The sequence below is a fragment of the Lutibacter sp. genome, assembly GCF_021647475.1.
Taxonomy (GTDB): Bacteria; Bacteroidota; Bacteroidia; order Flavobacteriales; family Flavobacteriaceae; genus Lutibacter.
In genome coordinates this window covers 1-18,675 of sequence record NZ_JAKIUR010000054.1, presented here as the reverse complement: position 1 = coordinate 18,675, position 18,675 = coordinate 1, and the positions used below count along the sequence as shown (strand labels likewise).

Sequence of the window (18,675 nt, the reverse complement as noted above, 5' to 3'; positions counted from 1 at the left end):
AAAAACAATATTAAAATGAACTTCAAAGACAAAAAAAGAAGTGAAAATTACATTTTTTGACAAAAACCAATCTAAAATTTATCTAAAACTTGGATTGGTGAAATTTGTTGAATTTTGCAACGGTCTTATGTTGTGCATTTTGACTCTTTAAACTTACTGTTATGTCAGTTCGATTTCTATAACACAACTAAACGGTTTAGCTGAAAAGTTTTGAAAAACAGAGAGTTTTTCAAAACACTTTAAAAAAGTGTATTTTCGAGTAATGAGTGAGCATATATTGAAAAGGCATAACAAAATATTATTGATGTATCATTTGGTTTTTCCATTGAGATATCGAAAATCAGTTATAACAAAAGAAATAGGAGAAGGGTTAAAAGATATTTGTTTAGAAATTTCTGAGCACTATGATGTGCATTTTATAGAGATAGGGTATGAATCAAACCACGTTCATTTTTTGGTTCAAAGCGTTCCAAATTATTCTGTTTCAAAAATGATTAGGATATTGAAAAGTATTACGGCTAAGGAATTATTTCAAAGATATCCAGAAATTAAGATTAAACTTTGGGGAGGTAAATTTTGGACTAGAGGGTTTTATGCAAATACTGTTGGGCAATATTCCAATGAGGAAGTAATTGAGGCATATGTAAAAAACCCAAGGAACGGAGAAAGAATATAAAAAAGTACATTCAGATCGACTAACATTGTTTTGATACCTCGATGGCTCTGCCTCGGGGTAGTTCATTGAACTGAAGAAAAAGGACCACCATTTTCTTTAAATCTAATTTTGTTTGTAGGTACTTGAAACATATATTCAAATAATGCAATTCCCCAACTAATAATTATAATTGAAGCTAAACCTAACTTATTAAACCATTTCCATTCAGAAAACTTAAGATGACCATACCAAGCAATTGTCATAAACGTATTAGATAAAATTAAAAGTCCAATGGTTAAAAATGCTTTCATATCAGTTTTCTTAAAATTAGCTTAAAATTAATAAATTTAGCATGAAGAGGAAAACGTTTTTTAATAAAAAAAACACGTCATTACGAGAAACGTAGCGACGAAGTAACCCGTCACTCTACCTCATCACGTCATTACGAAAGAGGCACAATTGAAGTAATCTCATCTAACTAGAAACAGATTGCTTCATTCCACTACGTTTCATTCGCAATGACGTTATTACGAGGAGTACAACACCGAAGTAATCTCATAAACATTGTAACAATCATCAAAAAGATTATTTCATTCTATTTTATTTTAGTTGCAATAATTAAATCAGTTAAAATCTTTAACAGCAAATAAACCATCAAACAATTCAAGAACTTAATTCTATTTTTTATCTTTGCAAATCGAAAAAAAGCATAAAGAATGAAAATATCATACAATTGGTTAAAACAATTTTTAAAAATTGATTGGGAAGCTGAAAAAACTGGAGAATTGTTAACCGATTTAGGTTTAGAAGTTGAAGGCATAGAACGTGTTGAATCTATTAAAGGAAGCCTTGAAGGAGTTGTAATTGGAAAGGTGTTAACTTGTGAAAAACATCCAAATGCCGATAGATTAAAAATAACAACAGTAGATTTAGGAAACGGAGCACCTGTACAAATTGTTTGCGGAGCACCAAACGTTGCTGCCGGTCAAACAGTACCTGTAGCTACCATTGGAACGATGTTATATGATGAAAAGGGTGAAGGATTTAAAATTAAAAAAGGTAAAATACGAGGAGAAGAAAGTCTTGGAATGATTTGTGCCGAAGATGAATTAGGGTTAGGAAGCAGTCACGATGGCATTTTAGTGTTAGATGAAACTATTGAGGTTGGAACCAAAGCTGCGGAAGTTTTCAATATTGAAACTGATGAAGTTTTTGAAATAGGGTTAACGCCAAACCGTGCTGATGCCATGAGTCATTTTGGAGTTGCCAGAGATTTACGAGCAGGATTGGCTCATAAAGAAATTAATATTGAGTTAATTTCACCATCAGTAAGTGATTTTAGAGTAGATGATAGAACTTTAAAATTTGATGTAGAAGTAGAAAATAATGAAAAAGCACCGCGTTATGCTGGTGTAACTATTTCAGATATTACGGTAAAAGATTCTCCTGAATGGATTCAAAATAGATTAAAAACTATAGGATTATCTCCAATAAATAACATAGTTGACGTTACTAATTATGTGTTGCACGAATTGGGGCAACCACTACACGCTTTTGATGCCGCTAAAGTTAAAGGAAATAAAATTTTAGTTAAAACTTTGCCAAACGGAACTACATTTACAACTTTAGACGGAGTAGAACGGAAATTACACGAAGAAGATTTAATGATTTGTAATGCAAACAGTGTACCTATGTGTATTGCAGGTGTGTTTGGAGGAATAGAATCAGGAGTTACTGAAAATACGACTTCAATATTTTTAGAAAGTGCCTATTTTAATCCAGTTTCAATTAGAAAAACTGCAAAACGTCATGGTTTAAATACTGATGCTTCTTTTAGGTTTGAGCGTGGAATTGATATTAATTTTACAAAATATGCACTAAAACGTGCAGCAAATTTAATAATTGAAATAGCAGGTGGTAAAATTTCATCTGAAATAGTAGATTTATATCCAAACAAAATTGAAGATCATCAAGTTTTTTTAAGTTATGAAAAAATGGATCGTTTAATTGGTGTTGAAATTCCAAGAGAAACGGTTAAAAATATTTTAGCATCATTAGAAATCAAATTTAATAGTGTAACTGATGGAGGTTTAGGTTTAACCATTCCTTCTTATAGAGTTGATGTTACTAGAGAAGCAGATGTAATTGAAGAAATATTACGTGTTTATGGCTATAATAATATTGAGTTTTCTCCTAAATTAAATATGTCCATTTCAGCAAACGATTTTGATGAAGTTAAAATAAATAACCTGATTTCAAACCAATTAGTTGCTCAGGGATTTTATGAAACTATGGCAAATTCATTAACTAAAGCTAGTTATATTTCATTAACTGAATCATTAAAAGAAGATCATAATATTGAAATATTAAACCCTTTAAGTAGTGATTTAGGTGTAATGCGTCAATCATTGTTATTCAGCGGTTTAGAATCTGTAATTTATAATATAAACAGAAAAAGAAATAGTTTAAAATTCTTTGAATTTGGTAAAACTTATCATCAATATGAAAGTGGAAAAAGTGAACAAAAACATTTAACGTTATTTGTTTCAGGAGCTACTAATAAAGAACGATGGAATTCGGAAACAAAAAAATCTAATTTCTTTTATTTAAAAGGAATTGTTACTACTATTTTATCTCGTTTAGGAATTCAAAATATAAAACCTATACCTACTAAAAATGATATATTTTCTGAAGGATTAACACTAAGTTTAGGTAAAACCAAATTAGTAGATTTGGGTGTAGTTAAAAAATCTATTTTAAAAGAATTTGGAATTAAACAAGAAGTTTTATTTGCAGATTTTAATTGGGAAAATGTTCTAAAATTATCAGGAAATTCTAAACTTAAGATAAAATTATTGCCAAAATATCCTTCTGTTAAAAGAGATTTTGCTTTGTTATTAGATAAAGAAACCACCTTTAATGAAATTTATAATTTAGCTTTTCAGGCAGAACGAAAATTATTAAAAGAAGTTGATTTATTTGATGTGTATGAAGGCGATAAATTACCAGAAGGTAAAAAATCTTATGCCGTAAGTTTTTTGTTACAAGATGGAAATAAAACACTAAACGACAAGCAGATAGATAAAATTATGGAACGATTTAAACAAACCTTTGAAAAAAATGTAGGAGCTACTTTACGTTAGTACGTTTAAATAAAATAGTACTGATTGTTTGTAATTAGTAATAATAAAAAACAACGTTATGCTGAACCTGCCTGTCGGCAAGGCAGGCTCGTTTCAGCATCTTATACTATTTGATAATCAGTATTTTATTGAAATAGACACTGAAACAAGTTTAGTGTGACGGACGTTATATTAGATTATAAATATGTAAAAATACTATTATTTATATTGATAATAAATTAAGATGAATTTAACTTGTAACTTGTTTAAATATCATTAATTCTTAGTAAATTTATACTTCATAATACGGCAAAATCAACAAGGGAAATGCCGTAATAAAAATTTATTAAATATTAAAAATAATATTATGGAAAAATCAATAAAAGGAACAAGAACTGAACAAAATTTATTAAAATCATTTGCAGGTGAAAGTCAAGCAACAAATAGGTATGAATTTTTCTCAAAAGTAGCCAAAAAGGAAGGTTACGAACAAATTTCAAGAATTTTTCAAGAAACAGCAAATCAAGAAAAACAACATGCAAAACGTTTTTTTAGATTTTTAGAAGGTGGAATGCTTGAAATTACAGCAACATATCCTGCAGGAATAATAGGAAGAACTACCAAAGAAAACTTAGAAGCAGCTGCAGCAGGAGAAAATGAAGAATGGACAGATTTGTATCCTAAATTCGCAGAAATAGCAGCAGAAGAAGGGTTTCCAAAAATAGCTACGGCTTATAGAATGATTGCCAGAGTAGAAGCAGAACATGAAAGAATATATTTAAAATTACTTCAAAATATTTCAGAAGACACGGTATTTATAAAAGATGGTAAAGTTTGGTGGAAATGTATAAATTGTGGATATGTTTACGAAAGTAAAAAAGCATTAGAAGTATGTCCAGCTTGTTTGCATCCTAAAGCTTATATGCAATTGAGAGGTAATGATATTTAACGAATAGATAAAAATAATAAGAGTAGCTTTAAATATTTATTTAATTTTAAGTAGTATTACGTCAAACTGAATTTATTTCAGTTTCTCATTAAACAGAGTATGAGATTCTGAAATAAATTCAGAATGACGTCTTTTTAGGAGTATATTGAGTATTTTTTTTTAATTTTGCACAAACATATTTCAATGTACAAACGAATTATTCGTCCGCTATTTTTCTTATTTGATCCTGAAAAGATTCATCATTTTACATTTTTTTTTGTTAAAATTATTACTAAAATTCCAGGAGCTTCATATTTAGTTAGCAGTACGTTTGTGATTGAAAATCCTAAATTAGAACGAAAATTATTTGGACTTACTTTTAAAAATCCTGTGGGTTTGGCAGCTGGTTTCGATAAAAATGCAACACTTTATAATGAATTGGCCAATTTTGGTTTTGGATTTATTGAAATTGGTACAGTTACACCGAAACCTCAGTATGGAAATCCTAAGAAGAGATTATTTCGATTAATAGAAGATGAAGGAATTATTAACCGAATGGGATTTAATAATAATGGTGTTGACGAGGCGATTAAGCAACTTAAAAAGAATAAACACAAAGTTATTATTGGTGGTAATATTGGAAAAAACACAGCAACTTTACCAGAAAATTATACAGAAGATTACGTTATTTGTTTTAAAAAATTACACCCGTATGTAGATTATTTTGTGCTAAATGTGAGTTGTCCAAATGTTGGAAGTCACGCTAAATTAAATGATAAAGATTATTTAATTGAGCTAATTACTTCAATAAAAAAAGAAAATAAGAAGTTTAAAAATCAAAAGCCTATTTTATTAAAAATTGCACCTGATTTAAATACTATTCAGCTAGATGAAATTATTGAAATTATAGCAGAAACAAAATTAGATGGAGTAATTGCAAGTAATACATCAATAAGTAGAAAAGGATTAAAAACTTCAAATAAACAACTTGATGCAATTGGTTATGGAGGGTTAAGTGGAAAACCTATAAAAGATAAAAGTACCAAAGTGATTAAATATTTAGCAGAAAAATCTGATAAGGCTTTTCCAATAATTGGAGTAGGAGGAATTCATTCCGCAGAAGATGCTCTTGAAAAACTTAATGCAGGTGCAGATTTAATTCAAATTTTTACCGGATTTATTTATGAAGGACCAGCATTAGTTAAAAAAATTAATAAGGCTATTCTTAATGTGAAAAGTTTAAAGAGCTAAAAATCGTCATTCCTGCGTAGGCAGGAATCCAAAATGAAGCGTAAATAGATTCCTGCCGAAGTTTATTTTGAGCGATAATTAAAAGGTAGGAACGACATAAAATACTATAAAAATAATTTGAATTACGAAATCCTAATATCGTTTATTGGAGCCTCTATGTTGCTAACATTAATGCCAGGACCAGATATTTTATACGTTTTAATGCAAAGTATTACTAACGGTAAAAAATATGGAATTGTAACAGCTTTTGGGTTAGTTTCAGGAGTTATTATACATACAACTTTAGTAGCATTTGGTGTCTCAGCAATAATTAAACATTCTGAAAATTTATTTTTAGGACTTAAAGTTGTTGGGGCTTTGTATTTATTATTTTTAGCATATAAATCATTAGTTTCAAAAGAAGTTATTCATTTAGATAAAAAAGTTTCCTCAATTAATATGTTTAAGTTGTATAGAAGAGGTTTTCTTATGAATGTTATTAATCCGAAAGTCTCTATTTTCTTTTTGGCATTTTTCCCAGGTTTTTTATATAGCTCAACTCAAAATACAATCATTCAGTTTTATGTATTGGGTATCTTATTTATGCTACAAGCATTCATAATATTTACGTTGGTTTCAATTTTATCAGGACAGTTTTCTTCGTATTTAAATTCACATAAATCTTTTTCAAAAAATATTAAGTGGTTTAAAGTAATTGTTTTTATAGCAATTGCTATTTTTATATTATTTTCATAATCGGTTTTGTATATTTGAGCAATTATGAAAAAAGTGAAACTTATTGAGTGCCCACGTGATGCTATGCAAGGAATAAAATCTCACTTTATTCCTACAGAAGCAAAAGCACGATATATTAATGCTTTATTACGTGTTGGTTTTGATACGGTTGATTTTGGAAGTTTTGTATCTCCAAAAGCTATTCCTCAAATGAGAGATACTGCAGCTGTATTATCTAAGTTAGATTTAAGAAAAACGGAAAGTAAATTATTGGCTATTATTGCCAATATTCGTGGAGCAAATGATGCTTCTCAATTTGAAGAAATTAATTATTTAGGATATCCTTTTTCTATTTCTGAAAATTTTCAGATGCGTAATACCGGCAAAACGATTGCTCAATCTACCCTTATTTTAGATGAAATTTTAAATATTGCTACTAAAACGAATAAAGAAGTGGTTGCTTATTTATCTATGGGATTTGGGAATCCTTATGGTGATCCCTGGAATGTGGATATTGTTGCTAACTGGACTGAAAAATTAACTAAAATGGGAGTGAAGATTATTTCTTTATCAGATACCATTGGAAGTTCAAATGCTGAAATTATTGATTATCTATATTCAAATTTAATTCCTGCTTATCCCAATATTGAATTTGGTGCACATTTACATACAACTCCTTCTACTTGGTTTGAAAAAGTTGATGCAGCATTTAAAGCAGGTTGTAATCGTTTTGACGGTGCTATTATGGGTTATGGAGGCTGTCCAATGGCAAAGGATGAACTTACTGGGAATATGCCTACTGAAAAATTGGTTTCCTACTTTAACCAACATAAAATAACCACTAATATTCAAGCAATGTCTTTTGAAAGTGCTTATAATGAGGCAATTAAAATCTTTTAATTAATCTTTTTTTTTTAAAACTGACTTTCGTCATCTTATTTAGAATTAATCTAAATAAGTGTTGTGTAATAAAAGTAACTTATCTATTTTTGCGATGTTATTTATAATCAGTCTAAATAAAAATAATGTACTAAAAATGAAAAAAATTACAATTATAGTAGCCGTATTATTGCTAAATTTAATAAGTTATTCACAAAGTAAATCAGGAGATTTACAACACAGTTCCGGTCAAAAAATTTTAAAAAAAAGTACAACTTCCAGAATTACTATTGGCGGTTATGCACAAATAGATTATAACGAACCTGATGGAAAGGAAGTTGGAAATTTAGACATTCACCGGTTTGTAATGTTGTTAGGCTATAAATTTAATAATAAAGTAAGTTTTTTAACTGAAATAGAATATGAGCATGTTAAAGAAGTATTTGTTGAACAAGCTTACATTCAATATAAAGCAACTTATAAAATTAATGTTTTGGCAGGATTAATGTTGGTGCCTATGGGTATTATAAATGAATATCACGAGCCAGATACTTTTTATGGGGTAGAACGACCAAGTGTTGATAAATACATCGTACCAACTACTTGGAGAGAAATAGGGATTGGTATAAATGGGAGTATTGATAATGCTTCTTTAAAATATCAAGCTTATTTATTTAATGGTTTTTCATCTTATAGAGAAGGAGTGGGATTGTTACGTGGTGTTGATGGATTTAGAAAAGGTCGTCAAAAAGGAGCAGAATCTAATATAAGCTCCCCAAATTTTTCTACTAAGATAGATTTTTATGGTATTCAGGGTTTACGTTTAGGTGTTTCGGGTTATTTTGGAAAAACGCAAACGGATGATACTACCATTGAAGATTCAACAGTTGGAATTACTATGATTGGTTTAGATGCCAGATATCGTTATCAGAAGTTGGAATTAAAAGGACAATATATTACCACAAAATTATCAGATACTGAAAACTATAATACATTAACTGGTAAAGATTTAGGATCAAAAATGTATGGTTTTTACGGTGTAATTGCCTATAATTTTGATTTAAAAGGCGTTGAAAAATTAACACCATTTTTACGGTATGAAAAGTATAATACGCAAGCTAGTACTTCAGGAAGTTTAGTAGCAAATAAAGCTTATGACAAAAATGAATTAGTTTTTGGTTTAAATTATAAAGTTGCTAATGGAGTAGCATTTAAAGCGGATTATCAGCTTGTTAATAATGCAGTTTTAGGAAGTAATACCTCCAAGCAATTTAATGCTGGTGTGGCACTATCATTCTAATATATTTTTAAGTTAATTCACTTTTTGTACTTTACAGATATTTAAAAATTTTAAATAAACTAAAATGGAAAAAAAATATTTACTTAATATGTTCTTTGGTTTTATAACTATAGGAATTATAAATGGTCAAACAACAGAGGCTGTAGTTCCTAGTTTTAAGCTAATTACTTACATAACTGAAGATGGAGGCCTAATTGAAGCATCCTTTTTTAAGGAGAGTAAGGATCTTGTAGTAATTTTTGCCCATGGTGCAATTTTTAATAAGGAAAGTTGGTATTCTATAGCTGAAAAATTGCAAAAAAAACAGATATCTTCTCTTTCTATAGATTTTAGAGGTTATGGAAATAGCAAAAAAGGAAATACAGATAAACGATCATTAGATATACTTGGAGCAGTTGACTTTTTAAAAGGGAAAGGATATCACAATATTTTAATTGTAGGAGGAAGTATGGGAGGTGCAGCAGTGTTAAATGCATTAAGTATAAAAACTGATAAGAGTATAAAAAAGGTAGTACTTCTTGCTCCAGCTGGTGGAGTAGGAATTCATGATAAATCAATAAAAAAATTATTTGTAGTCTCTAAAAATGAACGGCTTTTTGAGAGAGTTAAAAAGATATACAATGAATCAAGCAATCCGAAAGAATTGAAAGTTTTTTCAGGAGCATTTCATGCACAAAATATGTTTAAATCTAAGCATAGGGAAGAGCTTACAAATCTCATTATTAACTTTTTAAATACTGCTGAATAATTAAATGATAATTAAAAATATAAAAAAAATAGTATTAATCTCAATTTTAGTATTCATAACTTCGAGTTTTAGTATTCCAAAAAGAATTGATACATTAATTCAAAAAGAGATAGAAAGAACATTTAATATTAAAAGTTTTACTATAAAACCTATTGATATTACGAATGAAATAAACAAACAATTACCTTTAAAAATTAATAATTCAAATTTTAAAGAAATAACTGTTAACAGTAAATTATTAGGATATTATTATCATGGAAAGGCTTTTGGTAAAGTAGATTATTTTGACTTTTTGGTCATTTTTGACACTAATTTAGTGATAAAAAAAATAAAAATATTAATTTATAGAGAAGATAGAGGAAGTGAAATAGGTAGCAAACGATGGTTAAAACAATTTATAGGAAAAAGTGCAACAAATTCTTTTATTTATGAAAAAGATATTGTTGGAATTTCAGGAGCAACTATTTCAGCTAAATCTATGACTTCTAAAATAGATAAATTGATGCAATCCATTCAAATATTGTCTAAAAACAAAATATTATGATTCAGTTTCATGGTTTAATTCATAAGTTTCCAAAAGAAATTAAAAATCTAATTTTAATTTTTATAATGGTTTTAAGTGTAGGTTTTTATGGAGGATTATTTTTTGTAAATAACACTACTGCAATGAAATCAAATGGAATAGAAAATCGATATTTAGGAAACGAAAATGATACTAATGCAAAAGTGATGTTATTTAAAAAGAGCAAATCTGAAATGTTAACCATTGTTCACAATCATATTTTATCCTTGTCAGTTATCTTCTTTTTAATTTCATTACTAATATCAATTACTTCATTACAAAAAAAAATAAAATATTTTTTAATGTTTGAACCTTTTGCCTCTGTTTTGTTAACTTTCGGTGGAATTTATATATTATGGAGCGGCGTATTGTGGTTTAAATATATCATTTTACTTTCGGGCATTTTAATGACTTTAAGTTATACATTGGCTGTTTTTTTTATAATTCAACAGTTATATTTTAAAAATATAAAATAAAAGAAGCTGATTAAAAAACTATTAAATCGTCATTCTGAATTTAGTTCAGAATCTTAACTTATTTATCTAAATATTACCACGTTGTGCATTATGATAAAATTTCGTCAATTCGAGTGAATTTTAGCCTTTTTAGGCTTAAAATTAGTATCGAGAATAGGTTTTTTAATTTAGAAACAATCGTTCTCGATACAATTTTTTATCAAAAATTACTCGAACTGACGTAATAGTATGTTTAAATATTATATTTTTTCTTCTTGAAATAAGCAAAAACACATAAAAGTAAAAGAGATATTATTGCATAATAAACCCAACTTGGAATAGGAACTGGATCGCCAGTAGCATAAGAATGTAACCCAGATAGATAATAATTTACTCCAAAATAAGTCATAATTACGGTTGCTAGGCCAAAAATAGTAGCAACATTAAAAGAAAATAGTCCAAATAACTTTGGAATAATTCTCATATGTAAAATAAAAGCATACACTAAAACCGTAACAAGAGCCCAAGTTTCTTTAGCATCCCAACCCCAATATCTTCCCCAAGATTCATTGGCCCAAACTCCACCTAAATAAGTACCAATGCTAACCATAACTAATCCACCAGTGATAGTTAATTCACTTAAATAGGTCATTTCAGTAATAATACGTTTAATTCTCTTCAGATTGGCATCGTTTAGAAATAGCATTAAGGTTAAGTTGATTATTCCTATTATGGCACCCAGCATTAAAAAGCCATAACTTCCAGCTTCCATAGAAACGTGAATGGTTAACCAATAGGATTTTAATACAGGAACCAATGGTGTTATTTCTGGATCTAAAAAACTAAGCATGGAAACCATTAATATAACCGATGCCAATACCATAGTTGCAGCCAAACCACCAAAGGATTTTCGTGTAAATAATATTCCTGCCAAAGTTGAAGTCCAAGCAATGTATATCATAGATTCATAGCCGTTACTCCAAGGTGCTCTACCTGAAATATACCAACGCAAACCTAGTCCAAAGGTGTGAAATGCAAAACCTATTAATACCAAAGTGAATAATATTTTGTAAGCAAGTTTTAAATTTAATTTTGGTTTAAAAACGGAAATGAATAGGAATACTAAAAAGGAAATTCCTAATAAAAAGTAGAGTAGTGCTAATCGATTAAATATGTTTAAATTATCTAATAGAATTTCAGCTTTTATTTTAGTATTAGAAGGCATTATTTTACCTCCTTTTTTATGTTGATAAATACTTAATTCATGGAGTAAATTATCTGCTTTTGTGTAATTATTAGTATGTGTAGCATCTAAAAGAATCGCAGAATAGTTTCTGAAAAAATTTTCGGCAATTTTTAAAGAATTACCATTTGAAATAGTATTTGTATTATGCGTATTATTTGATAACCAAGCACTATTTGAATTACTTTCATTAGGAATTACTTTTAACAGTGAACCTGTAAAAACCATACTTAAAATGTTAACTTTTTCATCTGTTTTAAGTAATTCTTTTTCATAAACTCCTCTATCTACAGGATTGATGCTATAAACTTTATTGACTTCATTTTTTAATTTATAATTCCCATCATTATCAAAAAAATCGTTATAGGATGCATAATTGGTTTGCACTCCAAGTAATTGTCTAAGTTTTTTATGCTTTCCTAGTTTAATTATTTTCACCTTGTACCAATCGCTACTATTTGCGTACATACTTAGTAATAATTGATCAGAAGTTAAACCGTATAAACTTTCTTTTCGTGCTAATTTTCTAAAAATTTCTGAAGAAAGCGTGTGAATAGGTTTCATTCTTCCTCTAAAATCTTGGACTACTAATTTGCTGAATTTATTAGCATGACTTTGAGCTACAATATGTTTAACGTGTAAATCATTTTTAGTGAATTGTGCAAAACTGGTATTTGCAAATAAACTAAAAGCAATTAATAGTAGTAAGGTTGAACTATTGGCTCTTAATTTTTTTATTTGTTTAATCACAAAATGAAATCTGGTTTTTTTGCTAAAAAAAGTAAGTAAAAGACCTATAGTTAATAGAAAATAGCCAATATAAGTAACTAACGTTCCCCAATAATCATGGTTTACACTTAAATAAGTTCCTTTTTCATCTTGGTCAAATGAAGATTGAAAAAAGCGATAACCTTCATAGTTTAAAATGTTATTCATGAAAATTCTAAAGTCTTTGTGAACATTATTTTTAGAATCAATTAACTGAACTTCACTGGTGTATGATGAAGCACTATTTGTACCAGGATACTTATCCATTATAAATTTCTTTAACTTAATAGCAAACGGAATTTCAATTTGTTTTGCTCCATACGCAGCACTTATACTTAATGTTTTAAAATTTAAAATTTGTGGTGTTCCTTCATAATTTTTAATGCCATATACATAAGTATCTTTTGATACTCCATTAACAGAAATATTTAATTGCAATGCTATTTTACTATCACTTTTAAGTTTAGAATTTTTTGATGCCATTTCAATTTTTGCACTTTTATTAAACTCTGGCAATACAAAATTATTTGTTCCATCAGAATATAACGATCTCAACATTAATGGTTTATAGCTATCAGAAGAAGTAATAGTATCCTTTTTCCTTGTTGCCATAACCATTTGAGTAAAGGTTTTATTGGTTTTAAAATAGAGCGAATCGTTTTTAAATAAAATATTTATTGCTCCGTTAACTTCATTCTTTTTAAAATTAAATAATAAATTTCCGAATTGTTTTTGTTCTCCTTGACCAATAAAATATTCTTCTCTGCCTCTCATCCCAGCAATCACCACTTTTAAAGTAGGTTTTCCATCTGGTTTTGTAATCATTTTTTGGATAGGATTGGCAATGACTTTTTTTACTTGAATAGCTACAATATCATCGGCTACGGAATATGATTTATGCCAATTGTTATTTCCTAAAGAAGCAAATAAAACTTCATCATTAAATTTATAGCGTTGGTTGTTTTTAATAACTTGAAATTTTAAATAGGTATTTGATGATAAAAATGTATTTGAAGTTGTGTTTTCACGAATATGCATCATTCCTTCAAAACTAAAATATCTCGTAATTCCTGCTCCAATTAAAATAATTATGATAGCACTATGAAAAATAATAAGCGTCCATTTTTTTTGACGAACCATTTTAAATTTTACAATATTTACGGCAATGGAAATTCCGAACATCACTAATAATAACTCAAACCACCACGATTTAAATATTAATTTTTGAGCAGAAGGTGTTCCAAAATCATTTTCAACAAAAGTGGCAATACTAATAGCAGTTGCAAATAGTAAAATGTACAGTCCAGCAGCTCTTGTGTTAAATAAAAAGTATAAATAGTATTGTGATTTTTTTAGTAGATTTTTCATAAATGCTTTTAACTATTTAAAATTAAGGGATTAACACGCCATTTTCGATAATAAGATCGTATTTATATCCTGCTCCAAAATCTTTATTTAAGGTAACTGTACCTTTAAAAGTGGCAACAGTGCCTTCATTAATAAAAGTGTCAGAAGTTACCACAAGGTCAAATCCGTTATTACTACCGTCATCTAAATGAATCCAGTTTCTTTTCATAATTTCAGGATTTATTTTTGTGCAAACGCCACTAATTTGAACGGTTTTTCCTTCTAATTTCTTTGCGTTTTTAACTAATTCTGAAATTTTCATTGATCCTTTAATAGTTATATTTTTTGGAGTATTTTTAGTTTTAGAACTATTGGAAGCTTTGGATTGTTTAGTGCCAGCACTAGAAGCATGGTTTGCGGCTACTAAACTTCCTGAAATTAAATAAATTTTATCAAACGTTCTATTAAAATCTTTACTTTCAAAATTGGTTTTTAATAATCCGCCTTTGTAGTAGTAAGTTTTTCCTACTTCAATATCCATTAATCGAGTGGCAACCCAAAAAGTATCTTGATTTTCGGTAACATTTAAATACAAATATTTTTTAGTTTTTAAAATTTCATTCACTTTTACCTTATGCATATTTGAACTTACAGGTCCAATTTTGTTTGGGTTATTTGTTGATTCATTAGAAAATATGCCCGAACTTTTTTGTGTATTTGACTGCTGTTTTAAAGGCATAGCTTCAATTTTTTTTGGACCATTATTACAAGCTAATATGCTAGTTAGTAAGATGGCAGTAATTGCCAAAAATTTAAATTTTGAAATCATATTATTTTCTTCTTTTATTGTTAAACCTTTTTACTATTGAGGTATTTAATCTGAAATTATTTTGAATACCATTTCCAGTAGAAACTTCACCATATATATTAAATCTTAAACTTTTAGTAAGTTTTAATGATAAATTTGCACCGTAGTAGTTTTGTTTTGTTACTAAATTATTATTAAAATAATTGTAATTAACCATTCTAAAATAAAAATTTCCACTTAATTTATTTGGAATGATTTCTCGTGAATGTCGCAATGAAATGATGTTACTTTTTAAATAACTAGAACTATTACTATTGAAATTTAAGGATAAGCGTCCACCAATAGTTGGAACTTTACTCCAGCTAATATGTCCATTAATATTATTAGATTTATTCTGATTAGAGCTTTGAAAACGTTTGCTATAACTTATACCAGCATAAACATATTTGGCGGGTTTAAAATTAAAACGTGTTCTAAAACCTTGCCTAGCTTCATTATCATTAAGTAATTTTTCTATGTCAGTTTGAAAAGTTTCGTAATATAAAATTCGTTTTCTTGAATCGTAAGATAGCATTACGTTAAATTTTCTACTAAATCTATATCTAGCGGAAACATATAAATTAGTGAGGTTAATACTATTTTTAACGATACTATCTTTAGTATACAAATCTGCTTCCATAGAAGTAAATAAATTCAAATTTTTCAATATTCTACTTGAATGCTGAAAATAAGCATATCTTCTATCTATATTACCATTATTAGTTTGTTGAAGAATACCTAAAGTTGTTTGTGAATAGAAGTTGTTATTATCAATAGTTCTTCCAATATATCCTCCGTATTCTAATAGATTTGAATTAAAACCATAATCAAAAATATCTGGACGAAAACCTGCAATGGCACCCACGTAATTTTTACCAAAAGATTTTTCTACTTGTAGTCCATCAATAGCTCCAATAGACGATGTTTTATTATTTATTTTTCTTCCTATAACGGCTGAAAAAGTTGGATTTATGTCATATTTTAATGATAAATCATACACATTAAAAACATTATTTGGTTGATAAGCTGAAGTATCTTTTAACTTTATATATTGCCTATAATTTAAATAAGTTTCAAAGGATAAATTTGAATTATTTATATGACTAGCATCCATTGAAAAACGATATAACATTCTATTTCTAGTCTCTGCATTTTTTGAAAAAATACTATAACTTGAAGCAGAAAGTTTACCTCTAACCGTTTGTAAATTTTCTTTTGATTTATTTTTTGTTTTAGGGTTTTTACTTTTAGTGACTACTATTTTTTTTGCAGGAAGCACAATTTTTTTCTTTTTTGAATTAACTTTATAATAATACGATACAACATCATTTTTTTTAATAGCAGAATCAAATAGTATTTTACATACTGCAGATTTTGATGATTTTTGTATAACTAACAGACAAGGCGTTTTTTGATTTAAAAACCGCAAGGAGTCTCCTTTGCTAATGTGTTCAGTACTTTTAAATTTTACATATACGTTTTTTGAAGTTTTAAAAGTTACTTTCCCAGTTATAAGCATATTTTTCCCTTGCCCAAAAGATTTTGAGTAACTAATGATTAAAATTATTATAAATAAGTTATTTCTCATATTATATCTTTAATCCCTACCAGTTGGATGACAATTAAAACATGCGGTACTTTCATATACATAACCACTAACTCCATTATGGTCGCTATCTACTTTTGATTTATTACTATGTTCATGACAAGTAGTACAACTGTAAATTGAATAATTATTTGCAGTGGTATGACAATCTATACATTGATTCCATTCTCCTTGATGTTTTCCGCTATAAATTGGGAAATATTGCCCGTCATGATCAAATGAGGAAGGTGTCCAACCACCTGTGGTATGGCAAACGGTACAATCCGTTGTAAACTGAGCACTAGAATGATTAGGATCTGTGGTATTGTTATAATCAGTTTGATGACAAGAAACACATTCAGGCGAAGCATCAGCATAATTCCCTGTAGTATGACATTGTGCACAATCTGCAATATCATGACCTAAAGTTAAAGGGAAAAAGCTATGGTCAAAAGTAGAAGGTACCCATCCGCCAGTAGTATGGCACGAAGCACAATCCGTTGAAAAACCAGAAGCTGTATGATTAGGATTTGAGGTATTGTTATAATTAGTTTGATGACAAGAAACACACTCAGGCGAAGCATCAGCATAATTTCCTGTAGTATGACATTGCACACAATCTGCAATATCATGACCCAAAGTTAAAGGGAAAAAGCTGTGATCAAAAGTAGAAGGCACCCATCCACCAGTAGTATGGCACGAAGCACAATCCGTTGAAAAACCAGAAGCAGTATGATTAGGATTTGAGGTATTGTTATAATTAGTTTGATGACAAGAAACACATTCAGGCGAAGCATCAGCATAATTTCCTGTAGTATGACATTGTGCACAATCTGCAATATCATGACCTAAAGTTAAAGGAAAAAAATCATGTTCAAAAGTAGCTGGAGTCCAACTATCTTCTGAGTGACATTGTGTACAATCCGTAGGAAAACTTGAGGTTACGTGATTAGGATCGGTTGTGGTGTCAAAATCTTCTTGATGACAACCTACACAAGTATTTGGCGTGTTGCTATAATTACCATATTCTGCTTTATGGCAAGAAACACAATCCTCAGCTATGGTGGCATGAGCTCCATTTAAAGGATAAATATCATTATGATTCCAGTTGGCAGGAGTCCAATTAGGATTAGTAGTGTGGCAGGTTATGCAATCTGTTGAAAAGTTGGCATCTATATGACTAGGATTTTTTGATATATTGAAATCGTTTTGATGACAAGAAACACACTCAGGAGAAGTATCTGAAAAATTATTATCAATATGGCATTCTTTACATACTTTAATATCGTGACCTAAGGTTAATGGAAAGTTTTCATGGTTAAATTCTGCAGGTGTCCAAGAGGTTGCAAAAGCACTATGGCACTCGGTACAATTTGTAGAAAATTCAGCACTAATATGATTTGGATTTGTTGATGCATCAAAATCTTTTTGATGACAATTGATACAATCATTTCCAAGATTATCAAACCTTAAATTTGTTTCTGATTTATGGCATTCAACACAATCTATATTGGAATGAGCACCAACAAGTGCAAAGCCGTTTTCTTCGTGTAATTCAGAAATGTTATTTACAATCCAACTTTTTGGAGTATGGCATCGGGCACAATCATTTCCCACGGAAGCACTATGTACATCGGTATGACAAGAAACACAATCGTTATTTACTTCATTAAAAACCAAAGTGGTATGGCATTCTTTACAATTTATTTCAGAATGAACGCCTTCTAACTTAAAATTTGTAGCATTATTATGTTTAAATTTTAAGGTTTCAAAATCCATTTTCCAGCTTTTTGGATTATGGCATTGTGCACAATCAATCTTTAAGGATTTCCCATGAGGAGATTGAGCTGTCATTTGGAAACAAGCAAATAACAATACTATTATTGATGACAATCTATGCATTGGTGCTTTTCAATTTTATAGTTAAGGCTAGTTTTATTATTTTCAACAACAGCTAAATGACATTGGCTGCATTCTATTTCAGCATGTTTTCCTTCTAAAGGAAAGGCTGTAGTATTATGGTCAAATTTCTCAGGAATCCAATTTTTAAATATGTGGCATCTAACACAATCTGTTTTGCCATTTATTGCAAATTGATTTCCATGTTTATTTTCATGACAACTGGTACATTTACTCTCTAAATTTCAGGGCAAACTCACACTTTTTCTTTGATAAAAGCTAGATAATCAGTTGATTTATAGTTGTCAAAGTTATTAATTATTTGTATATTATACTGATAATCAATAATTTACACCAATGACATCAAGTAGT

At 28.9% G+C, this 18,675-nt stretch carries 15 protein-coding genes; 10 read left to right on the top strand and 5 right to left on the bottom strand.

Going from position 1 to position 18,675, the window contains the following annotated elements:
* Positions 1-304: 304 nt before the first annotated feature.
* The gene (gene tnpA, locus L3J60_RS11400) at positions 305-676 is read left to right on the top strand and encodes an IS200/IS605 family transposase (RefSeq protein WP_291975667.1); all 372 of its coding nucleotides are present in this window, start codon (positions 305-307) and stop codon (positions 674-676) included.
* Between the two features lie 62 nt (positions 677-738).
* Here the strand turns inward: tnpA and L3J60_RS11395 are convergent, their stop codons facing one another.
* The gene (locus L3J60_RS11395) at positions 739-966 is read right to left on the bottom strand and encodes a DMT family protein (protein WP_291975665.1); all 228 of its coding nucleotides are present in this window, start codon (positions 964-966) and stop codon (positions 739-741) included.
* Positions 967-1,371: 405 nt separating this feature from the next.
* Here L3J60_RS11395 and pheT point away from each other — a divergent pair, with 405 nt between their 5' ends.
* The 9 genes from pheT (at position 1,372) to L3J60_RS11350 (ending at position 10,635) form a co-directional block, all read left to right on the top strand.
* Positions 1,372-3,798, top strand: coding sequence for a phenylalanine--tRNA ligase subunit beta (gene pheT, locus L3J60_RS11390; protein ID WP_291975664.1), 2,427 nt, complete (start codon positions 1,372-1,374; stop codon positions 3,796-3,798).
* Positions 3,799-4,144: 346 nt separating this feature from the next.
* Positions 4,145-4,726: a rubrerythrin gene (gene rbr, locus L3J60_RS11385; RefSeq protein WP_291975663.1), complete on the top strand. Its 582-nt coding sequence runs from the start codon at positions 4,145-4,147 to the stop codon at positions 4,724-4,726.
* A 183-nt stretch (positions 4,727-4,909) separates the two neighbouring features.
* Positions 4,910-5,956, top strand: coding sequence for a quinone-dependent dihydroorotate dehydrogenase (locus L3J60_RS11380; RefSeq protein ID WP_291975662.1), 1,047 nt, complete (start codon positions 4,910-4,912; stop codon positions 5,954-5,956).
* 117 nt (positions 5,957-6,073) lie between these two features.
* Entirely contained in the window at positions 6,074-6,691 is a 618-nt protein-coding gene (locus tag L3J60_RS11375; protein ID WP_291975661.1) for a LysE family translocator, read from the top strand.
* A gap of 24 nt (positions 6,692-6,715) precedes the next feature.
* Complete coding sequence (locus L3J60_RS11370; RefSeq protein ID WP_291975660.1) at positions 6,716-7,570, top strand: hydroxymethylglutaryl-CoA lyase; 855 nt, start codon at positions 6,716-6,718, stop codon at positions 7,568-7,570.
* 136 nt (positions 7,571-7,706) lie between these two features.
* A complete protein-coding gene (locus L3J60_RS11365) occupies positions 7,707-8,849 on the top strand; it encodes a hypothetical protein (protein WP_291975659.1) in 1,143 nt (380 codons plus the stop codon).
* A gap of 64 nt (positions 8,850-8,913) precedes the next feature.
* Positions 8,914-9,597 (top strand): alpha/beta fold hydrolase, encoded by a 684-nt coding sequence (locus L3J60_RS11360; RefSeq protein ID WP_291975658.1) that lies wholly within the window; start codon positions 8,914-8,916, stop codon positions 9,595-9,597.
* Positions 9,598-9,601: 4 nt separating this feature from the next.
* Positions 9,602-10,141 carry an FMN-binding protein gene (locus L3J60_RS11355; protein WP_291975657.1) on the top strand — a complete coding sequence of 180 codons (540 nt, stop codon included), beginning with the start codon at positions 9,602-9,604 and terminating at the stop codon, positions 10,139-10,141.
* Positions 10,138-10,635 (top strand): hypothetical protein, encoded by a 498-nt coding sequence (locus L3J60_RS11350; RefSeq protein ID WP_366837274.1) that lies wholly within the window; start codon positions 10,138-10,140, stop codon positions 10,633-10,635. The genes L3J60_RS11355 and L3J60_RS11350 overlap by 4 nt, the downstream gene beginning before the upstream one ends.
* Positions 10,636-10,867: 232 nt before the next feature.
* On the opposite strand, the gene ccsA is transcribed toward L3J60_RS11350, so the two are convergent.
* The 4 genes from ccsA to L3J60_RS11330 are packed head-to-tail and all read right to left on the bottom strand — an operon-like array spanning position 10,868 to position 18,306.
* Entirely contained in the window at positions 10,868-13,993 is a 3,126-nt protein-coding gene (ccsA, locus tag L3J60_RS11345) for a cytochrome c biogenesis protein CcsA (protein WP_291975656.1), read from the bottom strand.
* A 22-nt stretch (positions 13,994-14,015) separates the two neighbouring features.
* Positions 14,016-14,801, bottom strand: coding sequence for a GW dipeptide domain-containing protein (locus tag L3J60_RS11340; protein ID WP_291975655.1), 786 nt, complete (start codon positions 14,799-14,801; stop codon positions 14,016-14,018).
* Position 14,802: 1 nt separating this feature from the next.
* Positions 14,803-16,407: a hypothetical protein gene (locus tag L3J60_RS11335; RefSeq protein ID WP_291975654.1), complete on the bottom strand. Its 1,605-nt coding sequence runs from the start codon at positions 16,405-16,407 to the stop codon at positions 14,803-14,805.
* A gap of 9 nt (positions 16,408-16,416) precedes the next feature.
* Positions 16,417-18,306 (bottom strand): hypothetical protein, encoded by a 1,890-nt coding sequence (locus L3J60_RS11330; RefSeq protein WP_291975653.1) that lies wholly within the window; start codon positions 18,304-18,306, stop codon positions 16,417-16,419.
* Positions 18,307-18,675: the final 369 nt, after the last annotated feature.